This window comes from Oceanimonas baumannii (assembly GCF_002245495.1).
GTDB classification, from domain to species: domain Bacteria; phylum Pseudomonadota; class Gammaproteobacteria; order Enterobacterales; family Aeromonadaceae; genus Oceanimonas; species Oceanimonas baumannii.
The window spans coordinates 46,792-72,873 of sequence record NZ_NQJF01000008.1; the positions used below are offsets into that span (position 1 = coordinate 46,792).

At 57.2% G+C, this 26,082-nt stretch carries 23 protein-coding genes and 1 other annotated feature; of the genes, 15 read left to right on the forward strand and 8 right to left on the reverse strand.

The window, feature by feature from the left end; all coding sequences use genetic code 11:
- Positions 1 to 8: 8 nt before the first annotated feature.
- Together minD and minE are read left to right on the forward strand one after the other, a co-directional pair.
- Positions 9 to 821 (forward strand): septum site-determining protein MinD, encoded by an 813-nt coding sequence (gene minD / locus B6S09_RS10470; RefSeq protein WP_094278435.1) that lies wholly within the window; start codon positions 9 to 11, stop codon positions 819 to 821.
- A gap of 3 nt (positions 822 to 824) precedes the next feature.
- Positions 825 to 1,100, forward strand: coding sequence for a cell division topological specificity factor MinE (gene minE / locus B6S09_RS10475; RefSeq protein WP_094278436.1), 276 nt, complete (start codon positions 825 to 827; stop codon positions 1,098 to 1,100).
- Positions 1,101 to 1,177: 77 nt separating this feature from the next.
- Here the strand turns inward: minE and rnd are convergent, their stop codons facing one another.
- From rnd to yoaA, 3 genes are all read right to left on the reverse strand, one after another.
- Complete coding sequence (rnd, locus tag B6S09_RS10480; RefSeq protein ID WP_094278437.1) at positions 1,178 to 2,272, reverse strand: ribonuclease D; 1,095 nt, start codon at positions 2,270 to 2,272, stop codon at positions 1,178 to 1,180.
- A 183-nt stretch (positions 2,273 to 2,455) separates the two neighbouring features.
- Positions 2,456 to 3,136 (reverse strand): tRNA (adenosine(37)-N6)-threonylcarbamoyltransferase complex dimerization subunit type 1 TsaB, encoded by a 681-nt coding sequence (tsaB, locus tag B6S09_RS10485; protein WP_166670315.1) that lies wholly within the window; start codon positions 3,134 to 3,136, stop codon positions 2,456 to 2,458.
- A gap of 4 nt (positions 3,137 to 3,140) precedes the next feature.
- Positions 3,141 to 5,099 (reverse strand): DNA repair helicase YoaA, encoded by a 1,959-nt coding sequence (gene yoaA, locus B6S09_RS10490; RefSeq protein ID WP_244900102.1) that lies wholly within the window; start codon positions 5,097 to 5,099, stop codon positions 3,141 to 3,143.
- A 104-nt stretch (positions 5,100 to 5,203) separates the two neighbouring features.
- On the opposite strand from yoaA, the gene B6S09_RS10495 reads away from it, so the two are divergent.
- Positions 5,204 to 7,021: a monovalent cation:proton antiporter-2 (CPA2) family protein gene (locus B6S09_RS10495; protein WP_094278439.1), complete on the forward strand. Its 1,818-nt coding sequence runs from the start codon at positions 5,204 to 5,206 to the stop codon at positions 7,019 to 7,021.
- Position 7,022: 1 nt separating this feature from the next.
- On the opposite strand, the gene B6S09_RS10500 is transcribed toward B6S09_RS10495, so the two are convergent.
- From B6S09_RS10500 to B6S09_RS10510, 3 genes are read right to left on the reverse strand one after another with little or no spacing between them, the layout of a single operon-like run.
- Complete coding sequence (locus B6S09_RS10500; protein WP_094278440.1) at positions 7,023 to 7,757, reverse strand: ZIP family metal transporter; 735 nt, start codon at positions 7,755 to 7,757, stop codon at positions 7,023 to 7,025.
- Between the two features lie 24 nt (positions 7,758 to 7,781).
- Complete coding sequence (locus tag B6S09_RS10505; RefSeq protein WP_094278441.1) at positions 7,782 to 10,484, reverse strand: diguanylate cyclase domain-containing protein; 2,703 nt, start codon at positions 10,482 to 10,484, stop codon at positions 7,782 to 7,784.
- Positions 10,481 to 11,422: an ABC transporter substrate-binding protein gene (locus B6S09_RS10510; protein WP_094278442.1), complete on the reverse strand. Its 942-nt coding sequence runs from the start codon at positions 11,420 to 11,422 to the stop codon at positions 10,481 to 10,483. The genes B6S09_RS10505 and B6S09_RS10510 overlap by 4 nt, the downstream gene beginning before the upstream one ends.
- A 244-nt stretch (positions 11,423 to 11,666) precedes the next feature.
- Here B6S09_RS10510 and hglS point away from each other — a divergent pair, with 244 nt between their 5' ends.
- The 12 genes from hglS (at position 11,667) to hisIE (ending at position 24,970) form a co-directional block, all read left to right on the forward strand.
- Positions 11,667 to 13,082: a 2-oxoadipate dioxygenase/decarboxylase HglS gene (gene hglS, locus B6S09_RS10515; protein WP_208321735.1), complete on the forward strand. Its 1,416-nt coding sequence runs from the start codon at positions 11,667 to 11,669 to the stop codon at positions 13,080 to 13,082.
- A 431-nt stretch (positions 13,083 to 13,513) separates the two neighbouring features.
- Positions 13,514 to 14,512: a TAXI family TRAP transporter solute-binding subunit gene (locus B6S09_RS10520; RefSeq protein ID WP_094278443.1), complete on the forward strand. Its 999-nt coding sequence runs from the start codon at positions 13,514 to 13,516 to the stop codon at positions 14,510 to 14,512.
- A 70-nt stretch (positions 14,513 to 14,582) separates the two neighbouring features.
- A complete protein-coding gene (locus B6S09_RS10525) occupies positions 14,583 to 16,514 on the forward strand; it encodes a TRAP transporter permease (protein WP_094278444.1) in 1,932 nt (643 codons plus the stop codon).
- A gap of 107 nt (positions 16,515 to 16,621) precedes the next feature.
- Positions 16,622 to 17,530 carry a transcriptional regulator GcvA gene (gene gcvA / locus B6S09_RS10530; RefSeq protein ID WP_094278445.1) on the forward strand — a complete coding sequence of 303 codons (909 nt, stop codon included), beginning with the start codon at positions 16,622 to 16,624 and terminating at the stop codon, positions 17,528 to 17,530.
- 198 nt (positions 17,531 to 17,728) lie between these two features.
- Positions 17,729 to 17,852: a sequence feature (His leader region), on the forward strand.
- A gap of 40 nt (positions 17,853 to 17,892) precedes the next feature.
- Positions 17,893 to 18,789, forward strand: coding sequence for an ATP phosphoribosyltransferase (hisG, locus tag B6S09_RS10535; protein WP_094278581.1), 897 nt, complete (start codon positions 17,893 to 17,895; stop codon positions 18,787 to 18,789).
- A gap of 2 nt (positions 18,790 to 18,791) precedes the next feature.
- Complete coding sequence (hisD, locus tag B6S09_RS10540) at positions 18,792 to 20,084, forward strand: histidinol dehydrogenase (protein WP_094278446.1); 1,293 nt, start codon at positions 18,792 to 18,794, stop codon at positions 20,082 to 20,084.
- The gene (gene hisC / locus B6S09_RS10545) at positions 20,081 to 21,139 is read left to right on the forward strand and encodes a histidinol-phosphate transaminase (protein ID WP_094278447.1); all 1,059 of its coding nucleotides are present in this window, start codon (positions 20,081 to 20,083) and stop codon (positions 21,137 to 21,139) included. Before hisD ends, hisC begins: the two co-directional genes overlap by 4 nt.
- Positions 21,140 to 22,210 carry a bifunctional histidinol-phosphatase/imidazoleglycerol-phosphate dehydratase HisB gene (hisB, locus tag B6S09_RS10550; RefSeq protein WP_094278448.1) on the forward strand — a complete coding sequence of 357 codons (1,071 nt, stop codon included), beginning with the start codon at positions 21,140 to 21,142 and terminating at the stop codon, positions 22,208 to 22,210.
- Positions 22,207 to 22,797 (forward strand): imidazole glycerol phosphate synthase subunit HisH, encoded by a 591-nt coding sequence (hisH, locus tag B6S09_RS10555; protein WP_094278449.1) that lies wholly within the window; start codon positions 22,207 to 22,209, stop codon positions 22,795 to 22,797. The genes hisB and hisH overlap by 4 nt, the downstream gene beginning before the upstream one ends.
- A 79-nt stretch (positions 22,798 to 22,876) precedes the next feature.
- Positions 22,877 to 23,614, forward strand: a complete 738-nt coding sequence (gene hisA, locus B6S09_RS10560; protein WP_094278450.1) for a 1-(5-phosphoribosyl)-5-[(5-phosphoribosylamino)methylideneamino]imidazole-4-carboxamide isomerase — start codon at positions 22,877 to 22,879, stop codon at positions 23,612 to 23,614.
- On the forward strand, positions 23,596 to 24,369 hold the full coding sequence (hisF, locus tag B6S09_RS10565) for an imidazole glycerol phosphate synthase subunit HisF (protein ID WP_094278451.1): 774 nt from the start codon (positions 23,596 to 23,598) through the stop codon (positions 24,367 to 24,369). Before hisA ends, hisF begins: the two co-directional genes overlap by 19 nt.
- Positions 24,362 to 24,970 (forward strand): bifunctional phosphoribosyl-AMP cyclohydrolase/phosphoribosyl-ATP diphosphatase HisIE, encoded by a 609-nt coding sequence (hisIE, locus tag B6S09_RS10570; protein ID WP_094278452.1) that lies wholly within the window; start codon positions 24,362 to 24,364, stop codon positions 24,968 to 24,970. Before hisF ends, hisIE begins: the two co-directional genes overlap by 8 nt.
- Before the next feature lie 52 nt (positions 24,971 to 25,022).
- Here hisIE and B6S09_RS10575 read toward each other — a convergent pair whose 3' ends face one another.
- Both B6S09_RS10575 and B6S09_RS10580 read right to left on the reverse strand, forming a co-directional pair.
- Positions 25,023 to 25,358, reverse strand: a complete 336-nt coding sequence (locus tag B6S09_RS10575) for a DUF4377 domain-containing protein (RefSeq protein WP_094278453.1) — start codon at positions 25,356 to 25,358, stop codon at positions 25,023 to 25,025.
- Between the two features lie 192 nt (positions 25,359 to 25,550).
- Entirely contained in the window at positions 25,551 to 26,045 is a 495-nt protein-coding gene (locus B6S09_RS10580; protein ID WP_094278454.1) for a GNAT family N-acetyltransferase, read from the reverse strand.
- Positions 26,046 to 26,082 lie beyond the last annotated feature (37 nt).

The following is a 26,082-nucleotide window of genomic DNA, read 5'->3' on the forward strand; positions in this document are numbered from 1 at the left end:
CCCTCTTTATGGCACGGATTATCGTCGTCACCTCTGGTAAGGGAGGCGTGGGTAAAACCACCTCCAGCGCAGCCATCAGTACCGGTCTGGCCAAACTGGGCCATAAAACGGTGGTCATTGATTTCGATATCGGTTTACGCAACCTGGATCTGATTATGGGTTGTGAGCGCCGCGTGGTTTATGATTTTGTTAATGTCATCAATGGCGACGCCAATCTCACTCAGGCCCTGATCCGCGACAAGCGGGTTGAGCAGCTTTATATTCTGCCGGCCTCACAAACCCGTGACAAAGATGCACTCACCCGCGAAGGGGTAGAAAAGATCATCAAAGACCTCGGCGATATGGGCTTTGACTACATCATCTGTGATTCCCCCGCCGGCATTGAAAGCGGTGCCCTGATGGCATTGTATTTTGCCGACGAAGCCATTGTGACCACTAACCCGGAAGTATCATCGGTGCGTGACTCCGACCGGATTCTGGGCATTCTTTCTTCCAAATCACGCCGGGCCGAGCAAGGCAAAGAGCCGATTAAAGAGCATTTACTGCTGACCCGTTACTCCCCCGAGCGGGTAAGTCGTGGCGAGATGCTGAGCGTGGAAGATGTTCAGGAAATTCTGGCCATTCCGCTGCTGGGGGTAATCCCGGAGTCTCAGGCGGTGCTGAAAGCATCAAACGCCGGTGAGCCCGTCATTCTCGACAGCGACTCCGATGCCGGTCAGTGTTATGCCGATACTGTGGCACGCCTGCTGGGTGAAGACCGGGAGTTTCGTTTCCTCGAAGAAGGGAAGAAAGGATTTTTCAGCCGACTTTTTGGGAGTTAATTCATGTCTCTACTGGACTATTTCCGTTCAAGAAAGAACCAGAGCAGCGCTAAACTGGCCAAAGAACGACTGCAAATTATTGTGGCACACGAACGCAGTCAGCGGGATACCCCCGATTACCTGCCACAAATGAAACAGGACATTCTGGAAGTTATTCGCAAATACGTGAACATTGAGCTTGAGCAGATTTCCGTTCAGCTCGACCAGAAAGGTGAAAATCTCTCGGTGCTGGAGCTGAACATCATGCTTCCCGAGCAGGAAGACAAATCAGCCTCCTGATGTCAGCCTGTGCCTGAGCTAAACAAAGCCCCGTAAAACGGGGCTTTTACTATAAACCGGATTGACGGTAGTCCTGCTTACAGGCACTGCTCAAGCAATTCGCCACGCCACCCCTGCAACAACAGCGGTCTGGCCTCTGCACTTTCTTCCAGCCGCCATTTCCAGCTGAGATACTGATGAATAAGGCGTTTTGACGCAATCAGTTCGGCAGGCACGCCACTGGCCTCGCCAGCCTGCTCCACCAACCCGCGAATACGCTTCAGCTCCGCCTTGTAACCAGGAAAATCGACAAGCCTGGTCACTCGCTCCGGCCAGCTGTCCGGCGTTTCCAGTGCCTGCTGCACCAGTGTCAGCAATGTATGACCGTGGCGTTTGATTTCCATGGGTTCCAGGCCCAGCCGGTTCAGATCACTCAGATTTTGCGGCGCTCGTTCTGCCACTCGCAACAAATGGGCTTCACGTACCACAAAATTTACCGCCAGATCCCGCTTGCGCGCCTCATTCAGCCGCCACTCGCACAACCGCTGTAAAATACCCAGTGCCTGCCGGTCCAGTGTCCAGGCATTTTTGGCTTCCAGATAGGCCAGCCCAGGAGCCACACTGACCGCACGACGCTTGACCGCCCATTCACATTCCTGCTCGAACCAGTCCAGAAACCCTTTCTGGCTCAGTTGTTCATGGAGTGTCTGGTAAAGCGGATAAAGATAAATCACATCATCAGCGGCGTAACTCAGCTGTGCGTCCGACAAGGGACGTGCCAGCCAGTCGGTACGGGCATGGGCCTTATCCAGACTGACCCCCAGCAGTTGTTCAACCAGCGGTGCAAACCCCAGCTGAGCTCCCAGCCCCAGAAACGCTGCCGCCAGTTGGGTATCATGCACCCGGGCCGGCAGAGCACCACTCTGATGCTGAAACAGCTCCAGATCCTCTCCTCCGGCATGAAGCAGACACAAACGGGCGGGATCATGCAGCAAACGCCATAAAGGGGTGCAGTCAGTCACGGCAAGCGGGTCAATCAGTGCGGTGCGTTCACCGTCATTCAGCTGATAAAGCCCAGGGCGGGCGTAATAGGTGCGAGTCCGTACAAATTCGGTATCGATGGCCAGCACAGTAGCATCGGTTTCACAAAATTCGGCAAGCTGTTGGTTATCGTCAATGTATATATAAGTCATGCAGGCTCTGTCAGAAATTGAAAAAACTCAGCGGAGGCGTTGTCGGTGCCACTGACGCAACAGCCGCCGGCGCTGCCGTTTTCGGCGCAGTGAACAGTGGCGGGTGCGATGGTAAGGCCGCTGCGGAAATATCAGCGGCGTTTCATCCCGGGTAAACGAATAGAATACAGCCACCCCGACTCCTCAGCGACCCGGCAGTTTCTGCCAGGTAACCTTGTCACGCAAATAAACCGGTCTGGCCTCAGCGGCACTGATACCACGACCGGCGGCCAGATCCTGCAGTGCCTGAGGCAGCATGTCGCCCGCCTGGGGAAACGGTACCGCCTCGCACAGGGCACCGGCATGAGCTTTCAGTTCAGGATAGGTGACAAATCCGCTGCCGGCCGCCTGCTGCCAGAGCTCGGTAGCCGGTTTTTCCAGTGCCTCGGGGGGCAACACGGCTTCTTCCAGTACCTGAGTCATCACCCCGTCTTGCAGGGAGAATCCCCCCACATAAATTTCCCCCATGCGGGCGTCAATGGCACTCAGCACCGTATTACAGCCGGTTTCCCTGTGAGCTCCCTGGGCCAGGGCCTGCAGATTCGACACACCCAACAGTGGCAGGTCAGCCCCGAATGCCAGCCCCTGTGCCACTCCCAGAGTAATACGCACCCCGGTAAACGAGCCTGGACCGCGGCCAAACGCCAGCCCGTCCAGCTGGTTCAGGGAAATGCCGGCTTCATCAAGCAGTTCCTGCACCATCGGCAGAATAAGATCGGTATGGCCGCGGGGGGCAACCTGATAGCGGGCAAGAATGTCACCCTGGTACCAAAGCGCCGCAGAGCAGGCTTCGGTGGCGGTGTCGATGGCCATTAACAGGCTCATGGTATTACTCCAGATTCAACAAAAATTCATTCAGCGCCCGCAGGCTGCGAGTTCGTGGCATGGCCGGAAGGCTGGCAATAAAATCGGCGCCGTAGGCACGGTTAACCAGGCGAGCATCGGTAATCACCAGCACACCCTTGTCTTCCACATCACGGATAAGCCGCCCCACCCCCTGTTTAAGGGTAATAATCGCCTTGGGTAATTGCACCCGGGCAAAGCCGTCTTCGCCCTTGCGACGACAGTCTTCCAGCCGGGCACTGAGCAAGGGGTCGTCCGGTGCAGCAAAGGGCAGTTTGTCAATCACCACACACTGCAGCGCCCGTCCCCGCACGTCTATGCCTTCCCAGAAACTGCCGGTAGCCACCAGCACCGCCCGGCCGTCCTGACTGAACTGCTCAAGCAAGCGTACCTTATTATCTTCCCCCTGCATCAGCACGCTGCGATCCAGCTGTGCCCGCAATACTTCGGCCACTTCCCGCATCACCTGATAACTGGTGCACAGAAAAAAGGTACCACCCGGTACTTTCTCAAGGGTCTCCAGCAGACTGTGGGCCAGCATGCGGCCTCTGCCGGCCCCGCTGGTTTCGGGCAAATAGCGGGGCACGCACAACCGCGACTGGCGAGGGTAATCAAAAGGGCTGTCCAATTGCAAGGTACGGCATTCACTGAGACCGAGATCGTTGCAAAAGTGCTCAAAACTGTCCCCTACGGCCAGCGTCGCGGAAGTAAATATCCAGCTCACCTCCTCCCGCGCCAGCTCCGCAGAGAAGCGTTCGGCAACCGACAAGGGCGTTTTATGCAGGGTCACATGCAACCGGCTGCAGTCATACCAGAAAGAATACCCGTTCTCTTCCACCCGGGTCAGGGCCTCAAGCTGGGTACGCAGACCAATCAAACGCTCAAAACACTGATCAAGCTGCTCACCCCGGCCTAGTGCCAGCTTAAGCACTTCGTGGGTAAAACTCAGGCTGTCATTCAGACGAGACAGTGCCTGGGCAATCACACTGCGGCCCAGTGCCGGCCTGAGCTGGCCGCGACCGCTATCCAGCCCGAATGCCAGCCGGAAATCCTGAGCACAGCGTTCCAGCTGATCCGCCGCCTTGGTAATCTGCGCCATGTCCTTGGCTTCGGTTTTTTGTGCCAGTCGCATGTCCCGTGACAGCTCACTGAACTGCCGCCCCGACTGGCTCTGTCCGAAATACTGGCCGGCAATCTCCGGTAGCTGATGGGCCTCATCCAGAATACAGACTTCGGCATCAGGGATAAGCTGGCCGAAACCGGTATCACGCACGGCCATGTCGGCAAAAAACAAATGGTGATTCACCACCACCACCTGTGCTTCCATGGCCTTGTTGCGAGCCTTGACCAGATAACACTCCTGATAATGAGCACAGTCACGGCCGGCACAATTATCGTTGGTGCTGGTGATCAAGGGCAGCAGCTCGCTGCGCTCGGAAAGGCCGGGAATATCTCCCACATCACCGGAGGTAGTCAGTGGCGCAAAGCGCTTTACCGTCTGCAAATCTGCCAGTGCAGCCGACGACATGCCAGGCACGGCATCATTCAGCCGACCCAGCCGTTCAATGCACAAATAATTGGAACGGCCTTTCAGCAGGGCCACCGGATGAGCATAACCCAGCGCCTGCACCAGCGTGGGCAGATCGCGGTGATACAGCTGTTCCTGCAAATTACGCGAACCGGTGCTCACTACCACTTTTTTACCCGCAGCCAGGGCCGGGGCCAGATAAGCAAAGGTTTTGCCGGTGCCGGTACCCGCTTCTACTACCAGCGGAATGCGATCCTGCATGGCCCGGCTCACCGCCGCCGACATCTCCAGCTGTGCTGCACGGGGACTGAACCCCTCAATGGCCTTTGCCAGCGGGCCTTCAGGATCAAAAAGAACATGGCTATGGCTGTCGGTGGCGTCCACGGGCGGCGATTCCGTTGCTAAAAAGGAGATCATATCAAAACCGGCTTCGGGGCGGCAGGCACTATTCCGTTTTATTCAGTGCCGTGCGAAACTGAAAGCACTTCCCTCACAATTATCCTTTCTGCTCAGGAGCTCCCATGGCCGATGCCGGTAGCCTGTTGCAGGCCAGCGTGATCTTTTTGCTGACTGCGGTTGTAATGGTCCCTCTCGCTAAACACCTCAAGCTCGGGGCCGTGCTCGGCTACCTGCTCGGTGGTGTCATTATCGGCCCGGCTGTCACTGGTTTAATCAGTGCCCCGCACAGTGTGGCCCAGCTATCAGAACTAGGCGTGGTGATGCTGATGTTTCTGATTGGCCTGGAGTTGTCCCCCAAGCGGCTGTGGGTGATGCGCCGGGCCGTATTCGGAGCAGGAATGGCTCAGGTAATGTTCACCGGTATCGTACTGGCATCGGGGGCCTGGCTGGTGTTCTCCCTGTCACCCGAGAGCGCACTGGTGCTGGGGTTCGGGCTGGCCTTGTCGTCTACCGCCATGGGCCTGCAGTTACTGGCCGAACGCAAAGCACTCAATAGCCCCCATGGCCGGCAAGCCTTCGCCATTTTACTGTTCCAGGATATTGCCGCCATTCCCCTGATTGCACTGGTTCCGGTGCTGGGCTCAGCACAAAATACCAGTGACAATGGCCTTTGGCATTTATTGCAGGTTGTGCTGAGCATCGGCATTGTATTTGTGGGAGGACGTTATCTGCTCCGGCCGGTGTTTCGCGTGGTCGCCAAAACCGGCCTGCAGGAAGTATCGACTGCCACCGCCCTGCTGGTAGTAATGGGGACCGCCTGGCTGATGGAATGGGCCGGTGTATCTATGGCGCTGGGAGCTTTTCTGGCTGGGGTGTTGCTGGCCGACTCGGAATACCGCCACGAGCTGGAGTCCCAGATTGCTCCCTTTGAGGGACTTCTGCTGGGGCTGTTTTTTATCGGCGTGGGGATGACAGCCGATTTAAGCCTGCTGTTCAGTCATCCCTGGCAGGTGCTGGGTCTGGCTGGGCTGCTGCTGACAGTCAAATGTCCCTTGCTGGTACTGGTAGGCCGCCAGATCGGACGGCTCAGCACTCAGGAGGCCCTGCGCCTGGGTCTGTTACTGGCCGCCGGTGGTGAGTTTGCCTTTGTCCTGTTCAAGCTGGCGCTGCAGCATGAACTGATGACGGCCTCCCTGCACGATCTGCTGGTACTCACCATTACCGTATCCATGGCCCTCACACCGCTGCTGCTGATGCTCGCAGCCCGCTGGCTCAGGCAAGTCTCGTCACACAAAGAGGTACCACCGGAATATCATCAGCCCGAAGATCACAGCCCTCGGGCCGTGATTGTGGGCATGGGTCGCATGGGGCAGATTGTGGCGCGCATGCTGCGTGCCCAGCGCGTGCCCTTTGTTGCCTTTGATAACGAAGTGGATACCATCAGCTTTACCCGTAGTATTGATAATATTCCCATCTATTACGGCGACCCGCTGCGTGCCGGTGTATTACGTACGGCCGGGGCAGAGCAGGCTGAATTTTTTATTGTGGCCACCGATGATCCGGAAACCAACCTGCACATTACCAGCCAGATCCGCCGGCGCTATCCGAATATGAAAGTAATCGCCAGAGCCCGTAACCGCCAGCACGTGCACAAATTATGGGATCTGGGAGCCTATCCGGTACGGGAAACTTTTCATTCCAGCCTGGAAATGAGCCGTCAGGTACTGCTGGGATTAGGACTGACCGAAGAGCAGACCGATGCCCGCCTGCGCCGTTTCCGCCAGCACGATGAAAGTGTACTGATAGAGCAGCACAAGGTTTATAACGATGAAACAGCAGTAATCCAGACCGCGCGGCAGGCACGGGCCGAGCTGGAAAACCTGTTTGAGTCGGACCGGCTGGAAAGCCGGCCCGGTGCATTGCAGTCGCCGGAGCAGTAACTCAGGTTCCGTGGGTGGTAATCATGTGGCCGAGAATGCCCAGCAAGAAGCCCATCACCGCCCCCATGGGCGGTGCCCAGTGGCGTTCCAGTACAGCCTGCGGAGCAATGTCCTGAAATACCGAGTATAAAATGCCCCCGGCGGCAAACAGCATAATGCCAGACACCAGCGGGGGATTACCGGCAAACCAGAAAAAACCCGCCAGCGCAGCCGCGGGCCCCAACAACGACATCACCACAAACGACGTTATTGCCCTCTTGCCCCGCTCTTTGCCGGGGCGGGCACTTCCAGAGAGCTCCCGGTAAGCATTAAAGCCTTCCGGCAAATTCTGCAGTGCCATCAGCCCTGCCAGCAGCATGGCTCCGCTTTTACTGCCATAGGCAAACGCCGCCCCCAGCGCCAGTGATTCCGGAATAAAGTCCGTCAGCATAGCGGCCAGCTGCCCGGCCCGGGTTCGAAAATGCGCCAGCAGCACATCCAGCAGCATAAAAGCCAGCCCGCCGCCGGCAAAACATAACGCCGCCATGCCGGTGTCCAGCCTGGCACTGCCTTCCGGCACCAGCACCAGCGCCACTGCCGATAACAAGGCTCCGCCGCCAAACGCCACCACCGAATGCCGGAATTCGTTTTCCAACCAGCCGGGATGAATACGCTCTACCCGTGCCAGCATGGCACCTGCCGGCATGGCCAGCCCCGCCAGCAACGTGACCATTACCATCAACAATACATCCAGCATACTGCGCTCCTGTTTGCAGATAATTTATACATCACCCAACTCATACTCCAGCTGGCTTTGTTGCAGATCAGCAAAGCGCTGCCAGCGGTTTTTCCCCTCCTGCTTGGCCGCGTACATGGCCAGATCGGCACGGCGCATCAGCTGATCGGCATCAACCCCGTCCCGGGGATAGACTGCCATCCCCAGGCTTGCCGACACCTGTACTACACCACCATCAAGCTGCACCGGCTCACCGGCGGCAACCAACAAACGTTGCAATACCTCGGTACCATCATCAGGGCTGTTCATACCGGCCAGCACCGCCACAAATTCATCGCCTCCCTGGCGGGCCAGAGTATCGTTCTCCCGCAAACAGCCCTGCATGCGCTGAGCCAGCTGTCTCAGCAACTCGTCTCCGGCATCGTGGCCGTGAACATCATTGACCGCCTTAAAGCCATCGAGATCCAGAAACACCAATCCCACGGCCCCGCCCCGGCGACGGCAGTTTGCCATCGCCTGCTGCAGGCGATCAGCCAGCAACAAACGATTGGGTAGTCCGGTGAGCACATCGTAATGCGCTATGCGTTCCAGCTTTTCCTGTTGATCCAGCAGGGGGGTTATATCGGAAAACATGGATACAAAATGCTGAGAACGGCCACCTTCATCCTGCACCCTGCTCACGCTCAGCATTTGGGCATAGCGTTCACCATTCTTGCGGCGACTCCACACTTCCCCCTGCCAGTAGCCGTGGCCGGCCAGCGCCCGCCACAATTCACTGTAAAAAGACTCGGAGTGCCGATCAGAAATCAACTTTCCGGCGCTTTGACCCAGCACTTCATCCCGTGCATAACCGGTAATTCGGGTAAAAGCCTCATTCACATCCAGAATAAGCTCATCTTCATTGGTGATCATGATCGCCTCCCGGGAATATCCGAACACACTGGCCGCCAGCCGCAGCTCAAGATCCGCACGGCGCTCGGCGGTGATATCAGTAAAGGACACCACCAGGCTGTAGTTGACATGCCCAAGCGGGGTCGCACTCACATTCAGCCAGCGGATCCCGGTATCCGTGCTCAGCTCCATCACCACATTGTGAACGGGACGGCGTTCCTTCAGAGCCCGGTGGCTGGCAAACTCTTCCTTCGGCATGTCAGAGCCATCAGGGCGCTGCACCCGCCAGCCCCTGCGCTCATATACTTCATCCAGCTGATGGCCAGGAGCGGTATTCAGCAGATGTTCAACGGCACTGTTGCATTGCACCACCCGTCCTTTGTGATCGGTCAGCACAATACCCATGGGCAAAAACGATACGATGGTACGTAACCGCTCTTCATTACCGGCGATGGTTTCCTGCTGAGCCCTGCGCTGGGTAATATCCTGCAACGTACCCGACATACGCAACACCCGGCCCGCAGCCGAGCGTGACGCCACCCGCCCTTTGAGCAGGATCCAGGCATACCCGCCCCGGCCATGCCGCATGCGCAATTCCAGCTCAATCTGCTCGTACTCTGCATTCAGAACGCGCTGGGTGGCCTGTTGCAGCCTGCGCAAATCACCGGGATAAAACACCGCCCGCAACCGGCTGGTAGCCATACCGTCCGGCCAGCCATGCTGATAGCCTGCCGGATAGGCACACTGATCACTGCAGGCAATGATGTCGCCGGTTACCTGCCACTCCCACACACCAATACCGGTCCCCCAGATCACTTCTTCCAGCTTGCGGCTCTGATCCCGGTAGGCCTGCCGGCTCTGACGTACCTGCAGGTGCTTACCCACCAGCGCCACCAGACTCAGGCTTAACAGCAGCAGCAATACACATACGAACACCAGCCAGGGTCCGTAAAACCGCCACATTGCCAGCAAACTGGGGGCCGGCTCCCTGTCATAAGGAGGCTGTAGCAGATGACGGGCAAGGTTTTCTACCGGCAAATAATCACCGGGTGGTGCAAACCCTTCTATTTTCGCCGCCCGGGCCGCCGGATGGGCATGCTCCAGCGCCATCAGGGCACTGGCAATACGACGAATATGCAGCGGCGACACTTTGGGCAACGCCAGAAACGGCCATTCGGGGTAAAGCCGGGTAGACACCGCAAAGGGAAAACCAGGCAAGTGCTGCGCATTAATCACTTTTAACCGGGTGCGATCTTCAACAGGCAACCCTTCGAGAATACCGGTACGCACAAAACCGGCATCAGCCTGTCCGCTAATCACTGCATCAATCACGCTGTCGTGGCCGCCCACCACGCTAAGCCTCAAATCTCGCAGAGCAATTCCCGCTTCCTGTAACTCAAACACCTGCGTCTGAAAACCACCAAGAAAGCGATAGCCGGGAATCGCTACCGTGTGTGCCCGCAGATTATCCAGTGTTTGCACGTCATCACGCTCCCGGCGTGCCACAATCACGCCACCGAGGGCACTGGTTGCGATATCCCGTTCACGGCTGATTTTGGTAGCCAGTACTCCCGTCAGCGCATTCTGGCTGCGCAGCAACAGATAATGGCTGGGATTGGTGAACACCAGGTCCAGGTTATTACGGTTGAGTTGCTGCTCCATTTCATCCTGGCTAAGCACCAGCAGTTGCACCCGGGTATCGGTGAGCTGCTCGCTCAGGTAATCTGCCAGCGGCTGATACATTTGCTGCATCAGAGGCTTTTCCCGATAGGAAAACACCCCCATGGTCAATACCTGCTCGGCCCGGGATGGCAGCGTCAACAGCAACAGGCCCAACAGGATGAACCATCGTTTCATACCATATCCTCGGGAAGCCATCGGGATGTCAGCAAGGTACCCTGCTGTTTGGGATGTGGTAAAAGACCGTGATCCAGCATAATGCTCTGCAGTTGGCGGCCCGCATCGGCAAGCCGGCTGTCGGCATGGTCCAAATAACGATGGTTGGCCGCCAGCCCCGGCAGCATCACCCCGGCCAGTGCCTGCTTTACCTGCAACGGACTCACCTGCTGACGGGCAGCTACCCGATAAAGGGCATCCTGGCGATTAGTACGCAGATGCTCCAGTGCCTGAAAGTGGCTGACAATCAAAGCCTTAAGCGGCTTGAACAACAGGCTGTCGGTACGCACCGCCAGTACATCAAAAATGGTATCGGGCAATGCCCGGCTGTCGAACAGGCGCACCCCGCCATTTTCCAGCAACCGGCTGGCGGTAGGTTCATAGGTAATCACGGCATCTACCTGTTGTTGCTGCCAGGCCGCCAGTTGTCCGGAAGGAGCCAGCTCCACCCTCTGCACCGCATTTTGTGCCAGCCCGGCCTGGTGCAACACCCGATTCAGCATCAGGGCACCCAATGCCGTCGACTCTACCCCCAGGCGTTTCCCCTTCAGTTGCTGCAGCGTTTCAATTTCCGGCCTGGCCACCAGCATGTCGGCACCGGCAGATACATTGAAGACCAGCGCAATTTGTAGCGGCAACCCCAGGCTACGCGCCAGCAGGGTTTCATCCAGGGTCAGACAGGCAGCATCCAGTTCGCCGTTGCGCAGCCCGGTCAGTGAATCGGTGGCACTGCTCCCCGATACCAGCTCCACCCCGGACGGCAGCCACCGCAGGTTTTGTGCCAGATAGAGCGTTTCATAACCAATCCAGGTATGAATGCCCACTCTCAAGCTTCCCTGCAAACCGCAACCAGCCAGAGGCAACAAAGCCATGCCGGCCAAAAATTGACGACGATCCATTGATGTATTTCTCTCCGAGCGCGGCTTGTTAACGCTGTTTTATCTGCCATTGTACACAGATTCATTCGGGTAAAAACCGTTCAGCGTCCGGTTTCGCAGACGGGTCACACCGCCCTCACAGGGTCAGGCGCTTTTTCCCCTGCTTTTATCGTGATGCGATAACGCCGGGCGACATCTAATTCCATTGTGGAATGTATTCACGAGCAATCACCGTTTGTCATACTGATTGAAGGGGTATTAAGGTTTGGCAGATTCTCTGTTTTACTGGTCAAAGGACATTGCCACCATGGTGCACGTTGCCTACGTTTCTTCGGATAGTATCCGTACCCTGTTTTCCGATGCCATGTCGCGCATGTACCAGCAGGAGGTGCCACAATACGGCACCCTGGTACAACTGGTAGCCGACATCAATAAGCAAGTGCTGGCCCGCGAGCCTGGCTTGCATCAACAACTGCAACACCAGGGCGAGCTGGAGCGACTGAGCCTTGAACGCCATGGTGCCATTCGGGTTGGCACCGCAGCCGAGTTGAATATGCTGCGGCGTATTTTCGCCATTATGGGTATGCAACCGGTCAGCTACTACGATCTGTCCGAAGCCGGCGTACCGGTTCATTCCACCGCATTTCGCCCCGTTGATCAGGCCTCCTTGCAGCACAATCCGTTTCGTATTTTTACCTCGCTGCTGCGGCTGGAGTTGATCGAAGATGCCGTCCTGCGCCAGCAGGCCGAGGCCATTCTCGCACAACGGGACATCTTTACTGCCCAGGCCAGAAAACTGGTGGACGTTGCCGAAGCGCAGGGCGGCCTGACCGATGCTCAGGCACAGGAATTCGTGGCCGAAGTACTGGAAACCTTTCGCTGGCACCAGCATGCCACCGTTGACCACGCCAGTTACCAGGCACTGCAGAACTCACACCGGCTTATTGCCGACGTGGTCTGCTTTCACGGCCCCCATATCAATCACCTGACACCACGCTCCCTGGACATTGACGCCGTGCAGCAGCAAATGCCAGCTGCGGGCATCAGTCCCAAGGCGGTCATTGAAGGCCCGCCCCGTCGTCGCTGCCCCATATTGCTTCGCCAGACCAGCTTTACCGCCCTGGAAGAAGTCGTGATGTTTGACGGTAAGCAGGCCGGCACACACACCGCCCGCTTTGGCGAAATCGAGCAGCGCGGCATGGCCCTCACACCAAAAGGACGCGACCTTTACGATCAGCTGCTCAGCCGCTCACGCCAGGCCCCGGCTCAGCCCGACAACGACCGTCATCAGCGCCAGCTGGCCGATATTTTTGCCGACTTTCCCGACGATGAGACCAGTCTTCGCCAGCAGCAACTGGGGTATTTCCGCTATGAGCTTACCGATGCCGGTCGTAAGCAAGCAGCCCAGGGGGGCATTGCCAATAGCGATGACATGGAAGCACTTATTGAGGCCGGACTGGTGCAGGCCAGCCCCATCACTTATGAAGACTTCCTGCCGGTCAGTGCTGCAGGCATTTTTCAGTCCAACCTGGGGAACGCCGGTCACGAGGCCTATGGCCAGAATGCCAGCAAGGTCGCCTTTGAGCAGGCCCTGGGCAGCGCGGTCATTGACGAATTTGGCCTCTACGCCGACATGCAGGCTGACTCCATTCAAGCAGTGCGCCAGGCCCTCGGCGCCTGATAACACGCTGTGATATTTCCCTGGTTGCGAGTCAGCGCGCGACCAGGGCTTCTTCGTATTCGCGGCTTTCCCCTTATTTTTTCACTTGTTCACCACCTTTGAATCACTATCGGTGCTCTTATTGACACCGTCGAACAATGCACATGGACTCAAATTGCAATGTTCACTCACACATCCCCCAGCAATGCAATATAAAAACCTGAATTTTTATGCTTAACCTGTTGCAACTTTCAAAAAAATACAAGCAAATGAAATAAAAGACTGCTTAACCACGAAAAAATGGAATGAAACCACAACTATTTTTCGTTTTAACTCAATATAAAAATAATGGAACCTCCGTGCACTCTTAGCTCTCAGCAAGGCCGGAGCACGCCAGTCATCAACCCTGACGATGCAATGGAAACGTTCCGGCTGATAAGGATATTGAACCCATGAAAAAGACAATACTGGCCACTTCCCTGCTTTCTCTGACCGCCGTACTGAGCGGTTGTGATACGGCCGCCAGCAAAGCCAACATCGCCATTGGTCCCGCCGCCAGCACCACCCAGAAAGTATCCAAGATGGTCCTGAGCGCCTACGGTGTTGAAGAAGGTGACTTCAATGCCTACCAGGAACGCTTCGGCGATGCCCTTGATGGAGTTCAGGATGGCAACATCGATATTTCCATGGGGATTATGGGCCTGCCCGCCGGCAGCATCGAAAGCCTGCAGGCCGCCTCCGGTGACGTGGTGATGCTGGGCCTGTCTGACGAAGTCGTCGAAAAAATTGAGGGCAGCAGCGACTACCGTCGTTTCATCATCGACAAGGCAAGCTACAAGTTCCTGGATGAAGACGTACAGACCATCGCCGCTTTCGCCATTTTGATGGCCAACACCAGCACCATCAGCGAAGAAATGGGATATCAGCTGGCCAAAGTTATGTACGACCATGCCGATCAGGTGACCCATTCTCAGGCCAAATTCCTGACCCTGGAGCACGCCCTGAACGGCGGTGACGCCCTCAAGATCCATCCGGGTGCCAAGCGCTTCTATGAAGAAAAAGGCCTGACCGTGACTCTGCCCGTAGCCGAACTTGGCGAACAGTCGGAAAAGACCGAGTTCATCCTTGGCACCGGCAGCCAGGGTGGCACCTACTATCCGCTGGGCGGCGAGATCGCCACCAACTGGAACAACAATATTCCCGGTGCCAACTTCACCAACGTGGAGACCAGCGCCTCCATAGAAAACCTGGTCGGCATTCGTGATGGCAAAATTGACCTGGGCATGTCTGTGCATGTTCCCGCTCGCAACGCACTCGAAGGCCTGGCCGAGTTTGAAGGTTCACCCGTAGATAATGCGGCCTTTATCGGCCAGATCTATCCGGAAGTGGTACAAATCGTCAGCCGTGCCGGCAACAAGGTTTCTTCCTTCGATAACATCAAAGTGAAGTAACCGATCCCGACTCGGTGAGAGGTGGGCATTGTTTGCCCGCCTCTTTTTATTTGGTTCATGGATAGTTGCAATGAATAACACTCATACACAGGACACCCTGCTCGAAAAGTACGACAAAGAGTCGGCTTTCAGAAAAAACATCGGCCGCTGGAGCTGGGTTGTGACCCTGTTTGCGGTCACCCTGACCGGCTTTCACCTCTACACCGGTTATTTTGGTACCCTGCCCACCCAAAAGCAGGGTGCCGTTCATCTGGGCCTGGCCCTGGGCATGATATTTCTGCTGTATCCGGCCAGCCGCAAGGGCATAAATCGCCCCAGTGTCGCCTGGTACGACGTCATACTCGCCTTTGTCGCCACCTTTGTGGCTTATTATAAAATCCTGTTCTTCGACGAAATTTTGCGTGCTCGCGTCACCGGCTACTCCACCGTCGACCTGATCATAGCGGTACTGGGTGTGTTGTTTGTACTGGAAGCCACCCGCCGTACCGTGGGCATGCCTATTGTCATCGTTGCTGGACTGGCCATTGCCTACGCCCTGTTTGGAAACTTCATTCCCACTCGTATCTTGTCTCACCCCGGCTTTGAAATGACCGATGTGTCAGTCAGCCTGTGGTTTAGAGAAAGCGGCATTTTCGGCACCCCGATTCAGATTTCTGCCAAATTTATCTTTTTGTTCCTGTTTTTCGGTGTCGTGCTCACCCGCACCGGCGTTGGCCAGTTCTTTAACGATCTGGCCTTTGCCTGCACCGGCCGTTATACCGGCGGCAGCGCCAAGGCAGCCGTTATTGCCAGTGCCTTTCAGGGCATGATCTCGGGCAGCTCGGTCGGCAACACTGTGGCCTCCGGCTCCTTTACCATTCCCATGATGAAAAAGGCCGGCTTTAAACCGGAATTTGCCGCCGCCAGCGAGGCCGCCGCCTCCACCGGCGGACAAATCATGCCTCCGCTGATGGGCGCCGCCGCCTTTATCATGGTGGAGTACATCGGCGTGTCCTACGCCGAGATCATGATGGCCGCCGTCATTCCTGCCGTGCTCTACTTCAGTGGCATCTTTATCGGTGCCCACTTTGAGGCGAAGAAGCAAGGCATCCTCGGGATCCCGAAAGAGCAACTGCCCAGCAAACTTGATCTGCTCAAGCGCCAGGGTTATATGCTGCTACCACTGGTAGTGGTAGTGGGCACCATCCTCGCCGGCTTTACCGCCCAGCGCGCCGCCCTGCTCGGCATTGGTGCCGCCCTGCTGGTCAGCATGGTAAGAAAAGAGTCCCGGCTGACACCAAAGTCGCTGCTGTCCCTGCTGGAGCAGGGTGCCCGCGTGGCTCTGCCGGTCATCGCCGCCGTGGCCACTGCCGGCATTATTGCCGGTGTGGTCGGTATGACCGGACTGGGTGCCAAGTTTGCCGCCGGCATCATTAACCTGGCCGACGGCACCCTGATCCTGGCGCTTATCTTTACCATGATCGCCTGTATCGTGCTTGGCATGGGCCTGCCCACTACCGCCAACTACGTCGTGACCGCCACCATAGCGGCACCGGCACTGATCAACGAATTTGGCCTGGCCCCCATCGCCGTGCACCTGTTCGTGTTCTATTTCGGTATCGTCGCCGACATCACCCCGCCGGTGTGTCTGGCCGCCTATGCCGGTGCCGGTATCGCCCGGGCAAACCCGATGAAAACCGGTGTCACCGCGGTCAAGCTGGCTATTGGTGCCTTTATCATTCCTTATGTGTTTATCTACCATCCCATACTGGTGCTGGTCGACGTGAACCTGCCGGAGCTGGTTATGGCCCTGGTGTTCGCCCTGCTCGGTATGATGGCCATCAGCAGTGCATTGATTGGCTATTTCATTCGCCCGTCTTCACTGCCTGAAAGAGCCCTGTTGCTGGCGGCCGGTCTTGCCATGATCATGCCCGGTGTGGTCAGTTCCGGTTCGGGTCTGCTGTTGATTGCCGTTTGTTACTTGCTGCAGCGCCAGCGCCCTGCACTGGTAGCCACTTCGTAACAGCACCATACCAAAGGGAAATCACACTCCCTTACCGGCGTCAGCCGGTACTCAGGCCGCCAGACAGGTTATACTGGCGGCCTGCTTCCACAGCCATATACGAATTCATGCGTTACCTACCTTCCATTACGGCCATGCAATGTTTTGAGGCCTCAGCCAGGCACCTGAGCTTTACCCGTGCAGCGGACGAACTCAGCCTGACCCAGAGCGCGGTAAGCAAGCAGGTGGCCCAGCTTGAGTCGTTTCTTAACCGTAAGCTGTTTCGCCGCGTGCGACGCTCTCTGTGCCTGACCCCGGAGGGGGCCATTTATATCGGTGAAGTACGCAAGATCCTGGCCCAGCTGGAAATGTCGTCCCAGTACATCATGTCCTACAACAACCAGCGGGATGTACTCAGGGTCGCCACTCTACCCACCTTTGGCAGCCGCTGGCTGGCACCTCGGCTCAGTGCCTTTCTCGATCGCTACCCGCATATCAGCCTGGACTGCAGTGAAAAGGTTGAATCCTTTGACCTGGAGCAGGAAGGCATTGATATCGCTTTTTTCTACGGTCATGGCAGTTGGCCCGGCCTGGAATGTCATCGGCTGTTCGGTGAAGAAGTGATGCCCGTGTGCGCTCCAGAGCTTTTGAATAATCATTCACCGGCCTCCCCCCTGGAGCTGACGCGCTATCGCCTTCTGCACCTGTCTACCCGCCCTCGCTGCTGGCATGACTGGTTTGCAGCACAGGATCTGACCACGGAGCATAGCTACCAGGGCAACCGCTTTGAAACCTTTCACATGCTGCTTCGTGCCACCATGGCCGGCTGCGGCATCGCTCTGCTACCCCGCTTTCTGATTGAAGACGAACTGGCCTCGGGTCAGCTGGTGGTACCCTGGTCTCACAGCCTGACCAGCGCCAACAGTTATTACCTGGTCTATCCGGAGCGTCTGGGTGAAGGGGAAAAAGTGCGTCTGTTTGCAGATTACCTGCTCAACCTTGCCGCCGCCGGCATGACCAAACCCACACCCTCATAAAGAATGACTATTCACTTAATATGAAAAAATAAAGAAATGGACACAGTCTCAGCCCCGGCGTAATAGATTTTGTGACCCCGACATGAACTTTCTTGTTGTACAGGGTTGGCAAAGCCGGCCCGACTTGCTATGGTGAATCCGTTTTCAACGAATTGAATCAGCCGAATACCATATTATGAATATCCTGCACACTGCCAAGCACCACCATCATCATCGACATTAGTCTTTCAGAATGCTTTTTCTGGAAGACTTCGCGCTTGGCGGCTTCCAGCAGGACAGAATTTATGACCCCCGGAAGCATCGCTTCCGGGGGTTTTTCGTTTCAGGACACAGATTACCAACAAGGAACACAGCTTATGACTTTGGATAACACCCGTCTTCGTATCGCCATTCAGAAATCCGGCCGTCTCAGCACAGAGTGCCAGAAGCTACTGAAGGGCTGTGGCGTCAAGCTCAACATCCGTGAGCAACGACTGATTGCCCACGCCGAAAACATGCCCATTGATCTGCTGCTGGTACGTGACGACGATATTCCCGGTCTGGTCATGGATGGCGTGGTGGATCTCGGCGTGGTAGGTGAAAATGTGCTGGAAGAAACCCTGATGGAACGCCGGGCCACCAACGAGCCGGCCGACTATTCCGAACTCAAACGCCTGGATTTTGGCGGCTGCCGGCTGTCACTGGCCGTGGCCGACGATTTCGATTACCAGGGCCCGCAAAGCCTGGAAGGCAAGCGCATTGCCACCTCTTACCCCTGGCTGCTGAAGCGCTTTATGGACAATCAGGGCGTGAAGTTCAAAAGCGTCATGCTGAACGGCTCGGTAGAAGTTGCTCCCCGTGCCGGTGTGGCCGACGCCATCTGTGATCTGGTCTCTACCGGCGCCACCCTGGAAGCCAACGGCCTGGTAGAAGCCGATGTTATTTTCCGCTCCAAGGCGGTGCTTATCCAGAGCGGCACCGCGCTGCCAGCCGGCAAGCAACAGATAGTCGACAAACTGCTGCCCCGCATTCAGGGCCTGCAGCAGGCACGGGAAAGCAAATACATCATGCTGCACGCCCCCAAAGACAAACTGGAAGACGTGATTGACCTGCTGCCCGGTGCCGAACGCCCCACCATTATGCAACTGGCCGGCGACACCAATCAGGTGGCCATTCACATGGTCAGCAGTGAAGACATGTTCTGGGAAACCATGGAAGGACTGAAAGCCCTGGGGGCCTCTTCCATTCTGGTGCTGCCCATTGAGAAAATGATGGAGTAACCATGAAAACCCTGGACTGGAATCAACTGAGTGGGGCCGAGCAGGCCGCTGCACTGCGCCGGCCTGCCCTGGAACAACGTGGCCGTGAAGCTCAGGTAACCGACATTATCAATAAGGTACGTGAGGGGGGCGATGCCGCCCTGCTCGAGCTCACCCGCACCCTGGACCGGGCTGAGCGTGATTGCCTTGAACTGACCGAAGCAGAGATCAGCGCCGCCGGCGAGCGGATCAGCGATGAGCTGAAAGCTGCCATTGAGCTTGCCATTAATAACATTGAAACCTTTCACCATGCGCAGCTGCCCGTGCCGGTCATCCAGGACACCGCTCCCGGCGTTCGCTGCGAGCTGCACTTTCAGCCCATCACCAAGGTGGGCCTGTATGTGCCCGGCGGCAGTGCACCTTTGGTCTCTACCGTGATGATGCTGGCGGTACCGGCCCGCCTGGCCGGTTGTGAACGGGTGGTATTATGCTCACCTCCCCCCATTAACGATGCCATTGTCTATACCGCTGCCCGCTGCGGCGTGGACGCCATCTACACCCTGGGTGGTGCACAGGCGGTGGCGGCCATGGCCTATGGCAGCGAGACCGTCACCAAGGTCGACAAGATCTTCGGTCCGGGCAACGCCTGGGTCACCGAAGCCAAACAACAGGTATCCGGTGACGTGGACGGCGCCGCCATCGACATGCCCGCCGGTCCGTCGGAAGTGCTGGTGATTGCCGATGAATTTGCCGATGCCGATTTTATCGCGTCCGATCTGCTGTCACAGGCCGAGCACGGCCCCGACTCACAGGTGATTCTGGTGACCCCGAGCCGGGACTTCGCGGTCAAGGTCGATGAAGCCCTGGAGCGCCAGCTTGCCAGTCTGTCCCGGGCCGACATCGCCCGTCAGGCACTGGCAGAGAGCCGTACTTTCATCTGTAGCAACCTGGAACAGGCGGCACGCATTTCCAATGCCTACGCCCCCGAACACCTGATTGTGCAGACCGAGAATCCGCGCGCCCTGCTGCCACGGCTTAAAAATGCCGGTTCCATCTTTTTGGGTGCCTGGACCCCGGAGTCGGTCGGCGATTACGCCAGCGGTACCAACCACACCCTGCCTACCTACGGTTATGCGCGCACCTGTTCCAGCCTGGGGCTGGCCGACTATCAGCGCCGCTACACCGTGCAGGAGCTAAGCCCGCAAGGCTTGCGCACTATCGGCCCGGCGGTAGAGCTGCTGGCGGCCACTGAAACCCTGGATGCTCACAAAAACGCGGTTACCCTGCGACTGGCAAAACTGGAGAAACAAGCATGAGCCCTACGTTACTGGCCCGCGCCAAAGTACAGCAACTGACCCCCTACCAGTCGGCCCGCCGTATTGGTGGTCAGGGGCACATCTGGCTGAACGCCAACGAGGCCGCCGACAGCGGAAAGTTTAACCTCGACTGCGAGCGGCTGAACCGCTATCCCGAGTGCCAGCCACCTCAGGTTATTCAGGCCTATGCCGCCTATGCCGGTGTCAGTCCGGAGCAGGTTCTGGTCAGCCGTGGCGGTGATGAAGGCATTGAACTGCTGATCCGCACCTTCTGCGAACCCGGTGAAGATCGGATCCTGATCAGCTCCCCCACCTATGGCATGTATGCCATCAGTGCCGAAACCAACGGTGTTCATGTGGTAGATGTACCGCTCACCGCCGAGCGCCAGCCCGACTTCGACGGTATTATTGAACGCCTTGATGAGGTCAAGCTGGTGTTTCTGTGTTCGCCCAATAACCCTACCGGCGATCTGGTCAACCGGGACGGACTGCTGCGCCTGCTGAACGCCGCCCGGGGCCGGGCCCTGGTGGTCGTGGACGAAGCTTACATCGAGTTTTGCCCAGAGCACAGCCAGGCCGCTCTGTTAGCCGACTACGACAACCTGGTCATCATCCGCACCCTGTCCAAAGCCTTTGGCCTGGCCGGCATTCGTTGCGGTTTTACCCTGGCCAGCCCGGAGGTCATTGGTCTGCTGCTCAAGGTCATTGCCCCCTACCCGGTGGCCGAGCCGGTAGCGCAGATTGCTGCTCAGGCCCTGAGCGAGCAGGGCCTGGTACTGATGCGCAACCGGGTAGATGAGATTAACCGTCTTAAAGATGAACTGGCCCGCAGTCTGCTGCAACACCAGCAGGTACGCGAAGTCTTTGCCCCCAACGGCAACTATTTACTGGTTCGTTTCAGTCCGGGCAGTGAAATGTTTGCCCGAATGAGTCGCGCCGGTATCATATTGCGCGATTTTGCCAGCAGACCGGGTCTGTCGGACTGCATTCGCATCACCATCGGCAACCGTGCCGAAATGGACGCGGTACTCAACGTACTGCAAAAGGAGCAATAAGTGTCTAAGGAACGCATTCTTTTTATCGATCGTGACGGCACCATGGTGGAAGAGCCGCCGGTTGACAAGCAGCTGGACAGGCTCGACAAGCTGGCGTTTTTGCCTAATGTCATCCCCGCCCTGCTGGCCCTGCAAAACGCCGGCTACCGGCTGGTGATGGTCACCAACCAGGACGGTCTGGGCACCGACAGCTTCCCTCAGGAAGACTTCGACGCCCCCCACAACCTGATGATGCAGATCCTCACCTCTCAGGGGGTACGCTTTGACGACGTACTGATCTGCCCGCATTTTCAGCACGATGACTGTGCCTGCCGTAAACCCCGGCTCGGCCTGGTGAAAGACTATCTGCAGCAGGGCAAAATCGACTTTACCGACTCCTGGGTCATTGGCGACCGCCACACCGACATGCAGCTGGCCGAAAACATGGGCCTGCCCGGTCTGCACTACGGCCACAACGATCTGGGCTGGAACCAGATCGTGGCCCGGCTCACCAGTCGCGGCCGCACCGCCGAGGTGACCCGCACCACCAAGGAAACCGATATTCACGTGGAGCTGGATCTGGATCAGACCGGCGGCAGCCAGATCAGCACCGGCCTGCACTTTTTTGACCACATGCTGGATCAAATTGCCACCCATGGCGGTTTCCGTCTGAACGTAAAAGTGGACGGCGATCTGCACATTGACGATCACCACACCGTGGAAGACACCGCCCTGGCCCTGGGTGAAGCGCTGCGCAAGGCCCTGGGTAACAAACGAGGCATCGGCCGCTTTGGCTTTGTACTGCCGATGGACGAGTGCGAAGCGGCGGTCACCCTGGATCTCTCCGGTCGCCCCTACATGAAGTTTGAAGGCGAGTTCAAGCAGCCCAAGGCCGGTGATCTCACCGTGGAAATGGTGCCGCATTTCTTCCGCAGCTTAAGCGACAGCCTGGCTGCCAACATTCACCTCAAGGTGACCGGCGACAACACCCATCACATGGTGGAAAGCGTGTTCAAGAGCTTTGGCCGCGCCCTGCGCCAGGCCATTCGGGTAGAAGGCTTTGATCTGCCATCGAGCAAGGGGGTTCTGTGAAGGTCGTCATTATCGATACCGGCTGCGCCAACCTGTCTTCGGTGCGCTACGCCGTCGAGCGCCTGGGCTATGAAGTAACCGTGAGCCGTGACCCCGGGGTAGTGCTGGCCGCCGACAAGCTGCTGCTGCCCGGCGTGGGCACCGCCAGGGAAGCGATGAAAAACCTGCACGATCGCGGCCTGGTGGAGCTGATTGATCAGCTTCATCAGCCGGTGCTGGGCATTTGCCTGGGCATGCAGATGCTGGTAAACCACTCCGGTGAAGGCGACGTGGACTGCCTGGGCAAGGTGGACGCCGACTGTGTGCACCTGGAAGGCGGCGATGGCATCCGCCTGCCCCACATGGGCTGGAACCAGATCACGCCCATGCCCGGCCACCCGCTGTTCAAGGACATTCCCGAAGGCAGCTTTTTCTACTTCGTGCACTCCTACGCGGTGCCGGTGGGCGAATATACCCTGGCCACCAGCCAGCACGGCCAGACCTTCAGTGCCGCCATTGGCCAGGAAAACTTCTTTGGCGTGCAATTTCACCCGGAGCGCTCCGGTGCCGCCGGTGCTCAACTGCTGAAAAACTTTCTGGAGCTGTAATGATGATTCCCGCCATAGACCGGATGGGTCGTAAGAGGAAAAGTGCCCAGCAGCAGACATTTTCTTGGAGCCGTAACACATGATTATCCCTGCAATAGACCTGATCGGTGGAAAAGTGGTGCGTCTGTATCAGGGCGATTACCAGCAAAAAACCGAATATACCGTTTCCCCTCAGGAGCGTTTTGATTTGTACGTGGCCGAGGGAGCCACCCAGCTGCACCTGGTAGATCTGGACGGAGCCAAGAACAGCGAGCAGCGCCAGCTGAGCGTGATCAAAACACTGATTGAAAACACCCCGGTGCCGGTGCAAATCGGCGGCGGTATCCGTACCGAACAGGACGTAAAAGACCTGCTCGACATCGGCGCCCAGCGGGTGGTGATTGGCTCCACCGCGGTGAAAAACCCGGAAATGGTGGCCGGCTGGATCAAGCAGTATGGCCCCGATCGCATTGTGCTGGCGCTCGATATCAACATTACTGCCGGCGGCGAAAAGAAAATCGCCATTGCCGGCTGGCAGGAAGACAGCGGCATCACCATTGAGGCCCTGCTCGAGCATTACCTGCCCGCCGGCCTGTGCCATGTGCTGTGTACCGATATTTCCAAAGACGGCACCCTGTCTGGATCCAACGTGGCGCTCTACCGTGAGCTGGCCGCACGCTATCCCACCATTTTGTGGCAGGCCTCCGGCGGCATCGGCAACATCGACGACATTGAGGCACTCAAGGGCACTGGCGTGGCCGGCGTGATCCTGGGTCGCTCACTGCTGGAAGGCAAATTCACCGTCAAGGAGGCCATCGCATGCTGGCAAGACGCATAATCCCCTGCCTGGACGTGAAAGACGGCCAGGTAGTCAAGGGCGTGAAATTCCGCAATCATGAAATTATCGGTGACATCGTTCCACTGGCGCAGCGTTATGCTGCCGAAGGCGCCGACGAGCTGGTATTTTACGATATTACCGCTTCCAGCCAGGATCGCGTGGTCGACAAAAGCTGGGTAAGCCGGGTGGCGGAAGTGATCGACATTCCGTTCTGCGTGGCCGGCGGTATCAAGTCGGTGGAAGACGCCGCCCGTATTCTGGAGTTTGGTGCCGACAAGATTTCCATCAACTCCCCTGCCCTCAGCAATCCGGAGCTTATTACTCAGCTGGCTGACACCTTTGGCGTGCAATGCATCGTAGTGGGCATCGACTCCTACTATGACGCCACCACCGGCCAATATCAGGTGCACCAGTTTACCGGTGACGAAAGCCGCACCCAGGTGACCCGCTGGAACACCTTCGACTGGGTGGAAGAAGTGCAGAAGCGCGGTGCCGGCGAGATTGTGCTCAACGTTATGAACCAGGACGGCGTGCGCCAGGGTTATGACATTGAGCAGCTGCTTAAAGTACGTGCCATCTGTGATGTGCCGCTGATTGCCTCGGGCGGTGCCGGCGAAATGGTGCATTTCCGCGATGCGTTTCAGGACGCAGACGTGGACGGGGCCCTGGCCGCCTCGGTGTTTCACAAGGGCATCATCAATATCGGTGAGCTCAAGCAGTATCTCAAGCAGGAAGGAGTGGTGATCCGTGATTGATGCAAGCAAGCTGGACTGGGACAAGGTAGATGGCCTGATGCCGGTGATTGTGCAGGACTGCCACAGTGGCCGGGTGCTGATGCTGGGCTATATGAACGGTGACGCCCTCGCCAAAACCCGGGAGACCGGCCATGTGACCTTTTTCAGCCGCACCAAAAACCGGCTGTGGACCAAGGGCGAAAGCTCGGGTCATGTACTGCAACTCAAAGACATCAGTACCGACTGCGATAGCGACACCCTGCTGGTGATGGCTGAGCCCGTAGGCCCTACCTGTCACCTGGGCAATGTGTCCTGCTTTAATGAGCAACAGACACCGGCACTCACCTTTCTGGCCGAGCTGGAGCAGGTTATCGCCAGCCGCAAGGGTGCCGATCCCGAGTCCAGCTACACCGCCAGCCTGTATGCCAGGGGTACCAAGCGCATTGCCCAGAAAGTGGGTGAAGAAGGCGTGGAGACCGCACTGGCCGCCACCGTGCACGACAAGGACGAGCTGGTGAATGAATCCGCCGACCTGCTCTACCACCTCACCGTGTTGCTGCAGCAGGAAGGACTGGAGTTAACCGACGTGATTAACAAGCTTAAAGAGCGCCACAGCAAATAAACACAAAGGCGGGCCTGCAGCCCGCCTTTGTTCCATTCTGTCACCGCCACCTTCAGGGCATCACTTTTTGCTTCCCGAGTACCTGCAGCAACCGGTACTGATAAAGGCTGGCATCGGCCGGCGCATTGTCCGGCGTAAAACGCTGCCGCCGCTCTATCTGCAATGTCTGCTGATAACCCGGCTCAAACTCAAAGCCGCTGATCCGGTCATAGAACAGCTGGCCGTCCACCACTAGGCACTTCATCGGGCCCACCCCAACACAGTCGGCCTGTTGCGGCCCTACCGTCACCGTCATCACTTCCGTTCCTGCAGACATGCTGTCTTGCTGCTCTCCCGCAGAACACCCGGCCAGCAACACGGTCAATAACACAGCAAACGATTTTTTCATTAACAGACTCCCGGAAACATTCGTCATCTTATGACGAGCCCTATTTTATGAATACCTATTTCCCGTTTAGCATAACATCAAACCCGGAGCAGGAACGACCCGGGCAATACAAGCCACCCAATAGTTCGCACCGAGGAATTTTATGTAAAATAAAACCATCAACCAGGCCGCACTTGCCCCACAGGCAGGCCGTCAGTCGTCGCTCGTACCCAGCCATTTATACATCACAAAGGTATCAACAAAGCCGAGCCGGGCATGCCGGTAAGCCTTGGGCACTCTGCCCACAATCTCAAAACCCAGTTTCTGCCACAGCTTCACCGCCACCTCATTGACAGATACCACGCTGTTATACTGCATGGCCTTGAAACCAAACTCGGTCGCCTGTTGCTGGGAGTGCTCACACAGGGCCCGGGCAATGCCCTTGCCTCTCGCCTGCTCTGCAACCATATAACCACAATTACACACATGGTTACCCGGACCGGCCGCATTAGGCTTAATATAATACGAGCCCAGCACCTCACCGTTATCGATATACACATAGCTTTTCAGCGGTAACTCGCACCAAAGATGATAGGCCTGTTCCAGTGTTATCTCCGGCTCAAACGCATAGGTTTCCCGGGCCGAAACCACCCGGGAAAATACCGGCCAGAATGATTTAAAATCTTCACGATTCATCACACGGATCATATCATTACCTTTTTAACGGTATCATTCAGGCCGGAAA

Excerpts from the sequence above, each read along its gene's own strand:
- B6S09_RS10575 (WP_094278453.1), bottom strand. The coding sequence starts at position 25,358 with ATGAAAAAATCGTTTGCTGTGTTATTGACCGTGTTGCTGGCCGGGTGT.
- hisA (WP_094278450.1), top strand. The coding sequence starts at position 22,877 with ATGATTATCCCTGCAATAGACCTGATCGGTGGAAAAGTGGTGCGTCTG.
- B6S09_RS10525 (WP_094278444.1), top strand. The coding sequence starts at position 14,583 with ATGAATAACACTCATACACAGGACACCCTGCTCGAAAAGTACGACAAA.
- B6S09_RS10580 (WP_094278454.1), bottom strand. The coding sequence starts at position 26,045 with ATGATCCGTGTGATGAATCGTGAAGATTTTAAATCATTCTGGCCGGTA.
- hisC (WP_094278447.1), top strand. The coding sequence starts at position 20,081 with ATGAGCCCTACGTTACTGGCCCGCGCCAAAGTACAGCAACTGACCCCC.
- B6S09_RS10510 (WP_094278442.1), bottom strand. The coding sequence starts at position 11,422 with ATGGATCGTCGTCAATTTTTGGCCGGCATGGCTTTGTTGCCTCTGGCT.
- minE (WP_094278436.1), top strand. The coding sequence starts at position 825 with ATGTCTCTACTGGACTATTTCCGTTCAAGAAAGAACCAGAGCAGCGCT.
- hisF (WP_094278451.1), top strand. The coding sequence starts at position 23,596 with ATGCTGGCAAGACGCATAATCCCCTGCCTGGACGTGAAAGACGGCCAG.
- gcvA (WP_094278445.1), top strand. The coding sequence starts at position 16,622 with ATGCGTTACCTACCTTCCATTACGGCCATGCAATGTTTTGAGGCCTCA.
- B6S09_RS10505 (WP_094278441.1), bottom strand. The coding sequence starts at position 10,484 with ATGAAACGATGGTTCATCCTGTTGGGCCTGTTGCTGTTGACGCTGCCA.
- rnd (WP_094278437.1), bottom strand. The coding sequence starts at position 2,272 with ATGACTTATATATACATTGACGATAACCAACAGCTTGCCGAATTTTGT.
- B6S09_RS10500 (WP_094278440.1), bottom strand. The coding sequence starts at position 7,757 with ATGCTGGATGTATTGTTGATGGTAATGGTCACGTTGCTGGCGGGGCTG.
- yoaA (WP_244900102.1), bottom strand. The coding sequence starts at position 5,099 with ATGATCTCCTTTTTAGCAACGGAATCGCCGCCCGTGGACGCCACCGAC.
- hisD (WP_094278446.1), top strand. The coding sequence starts at position 18,792 with ATGAAAACCCTGGACTGGAATCAACTGAGTGGGGCCGAGCAGGCCGCT.
- minD (WP_094278435.1), top strand. The coding sequence starts at position 9 with ATGGCACGGATTATCGTCGTCACCTCTGGTAAGGGAGGCGTGGGTAAA.
- tsaB (WP_166670315.1), bottom strand. The coding sequence starts at position 3,136 with ATGAGCCTGTTAATGGCCATCGACACCGCCACCGAAGCCTGCTCTGCG.
- B6S09_RS10495 (WP_094278439.1), top strand. The coding sequence starts at position 5,204 with ATGGCCGATGCCGGTAGCCTGTTGCAGGCCAGCGTGATCTTTTTGCTG.
- B6S09_RS10520 (WP_094278443.1), top strand. The coding sequence starts at position 13,514 with ATGAAAAAGACAATACTGGCCACTTCCCTGCTTTCTCTGACCGCCGTA.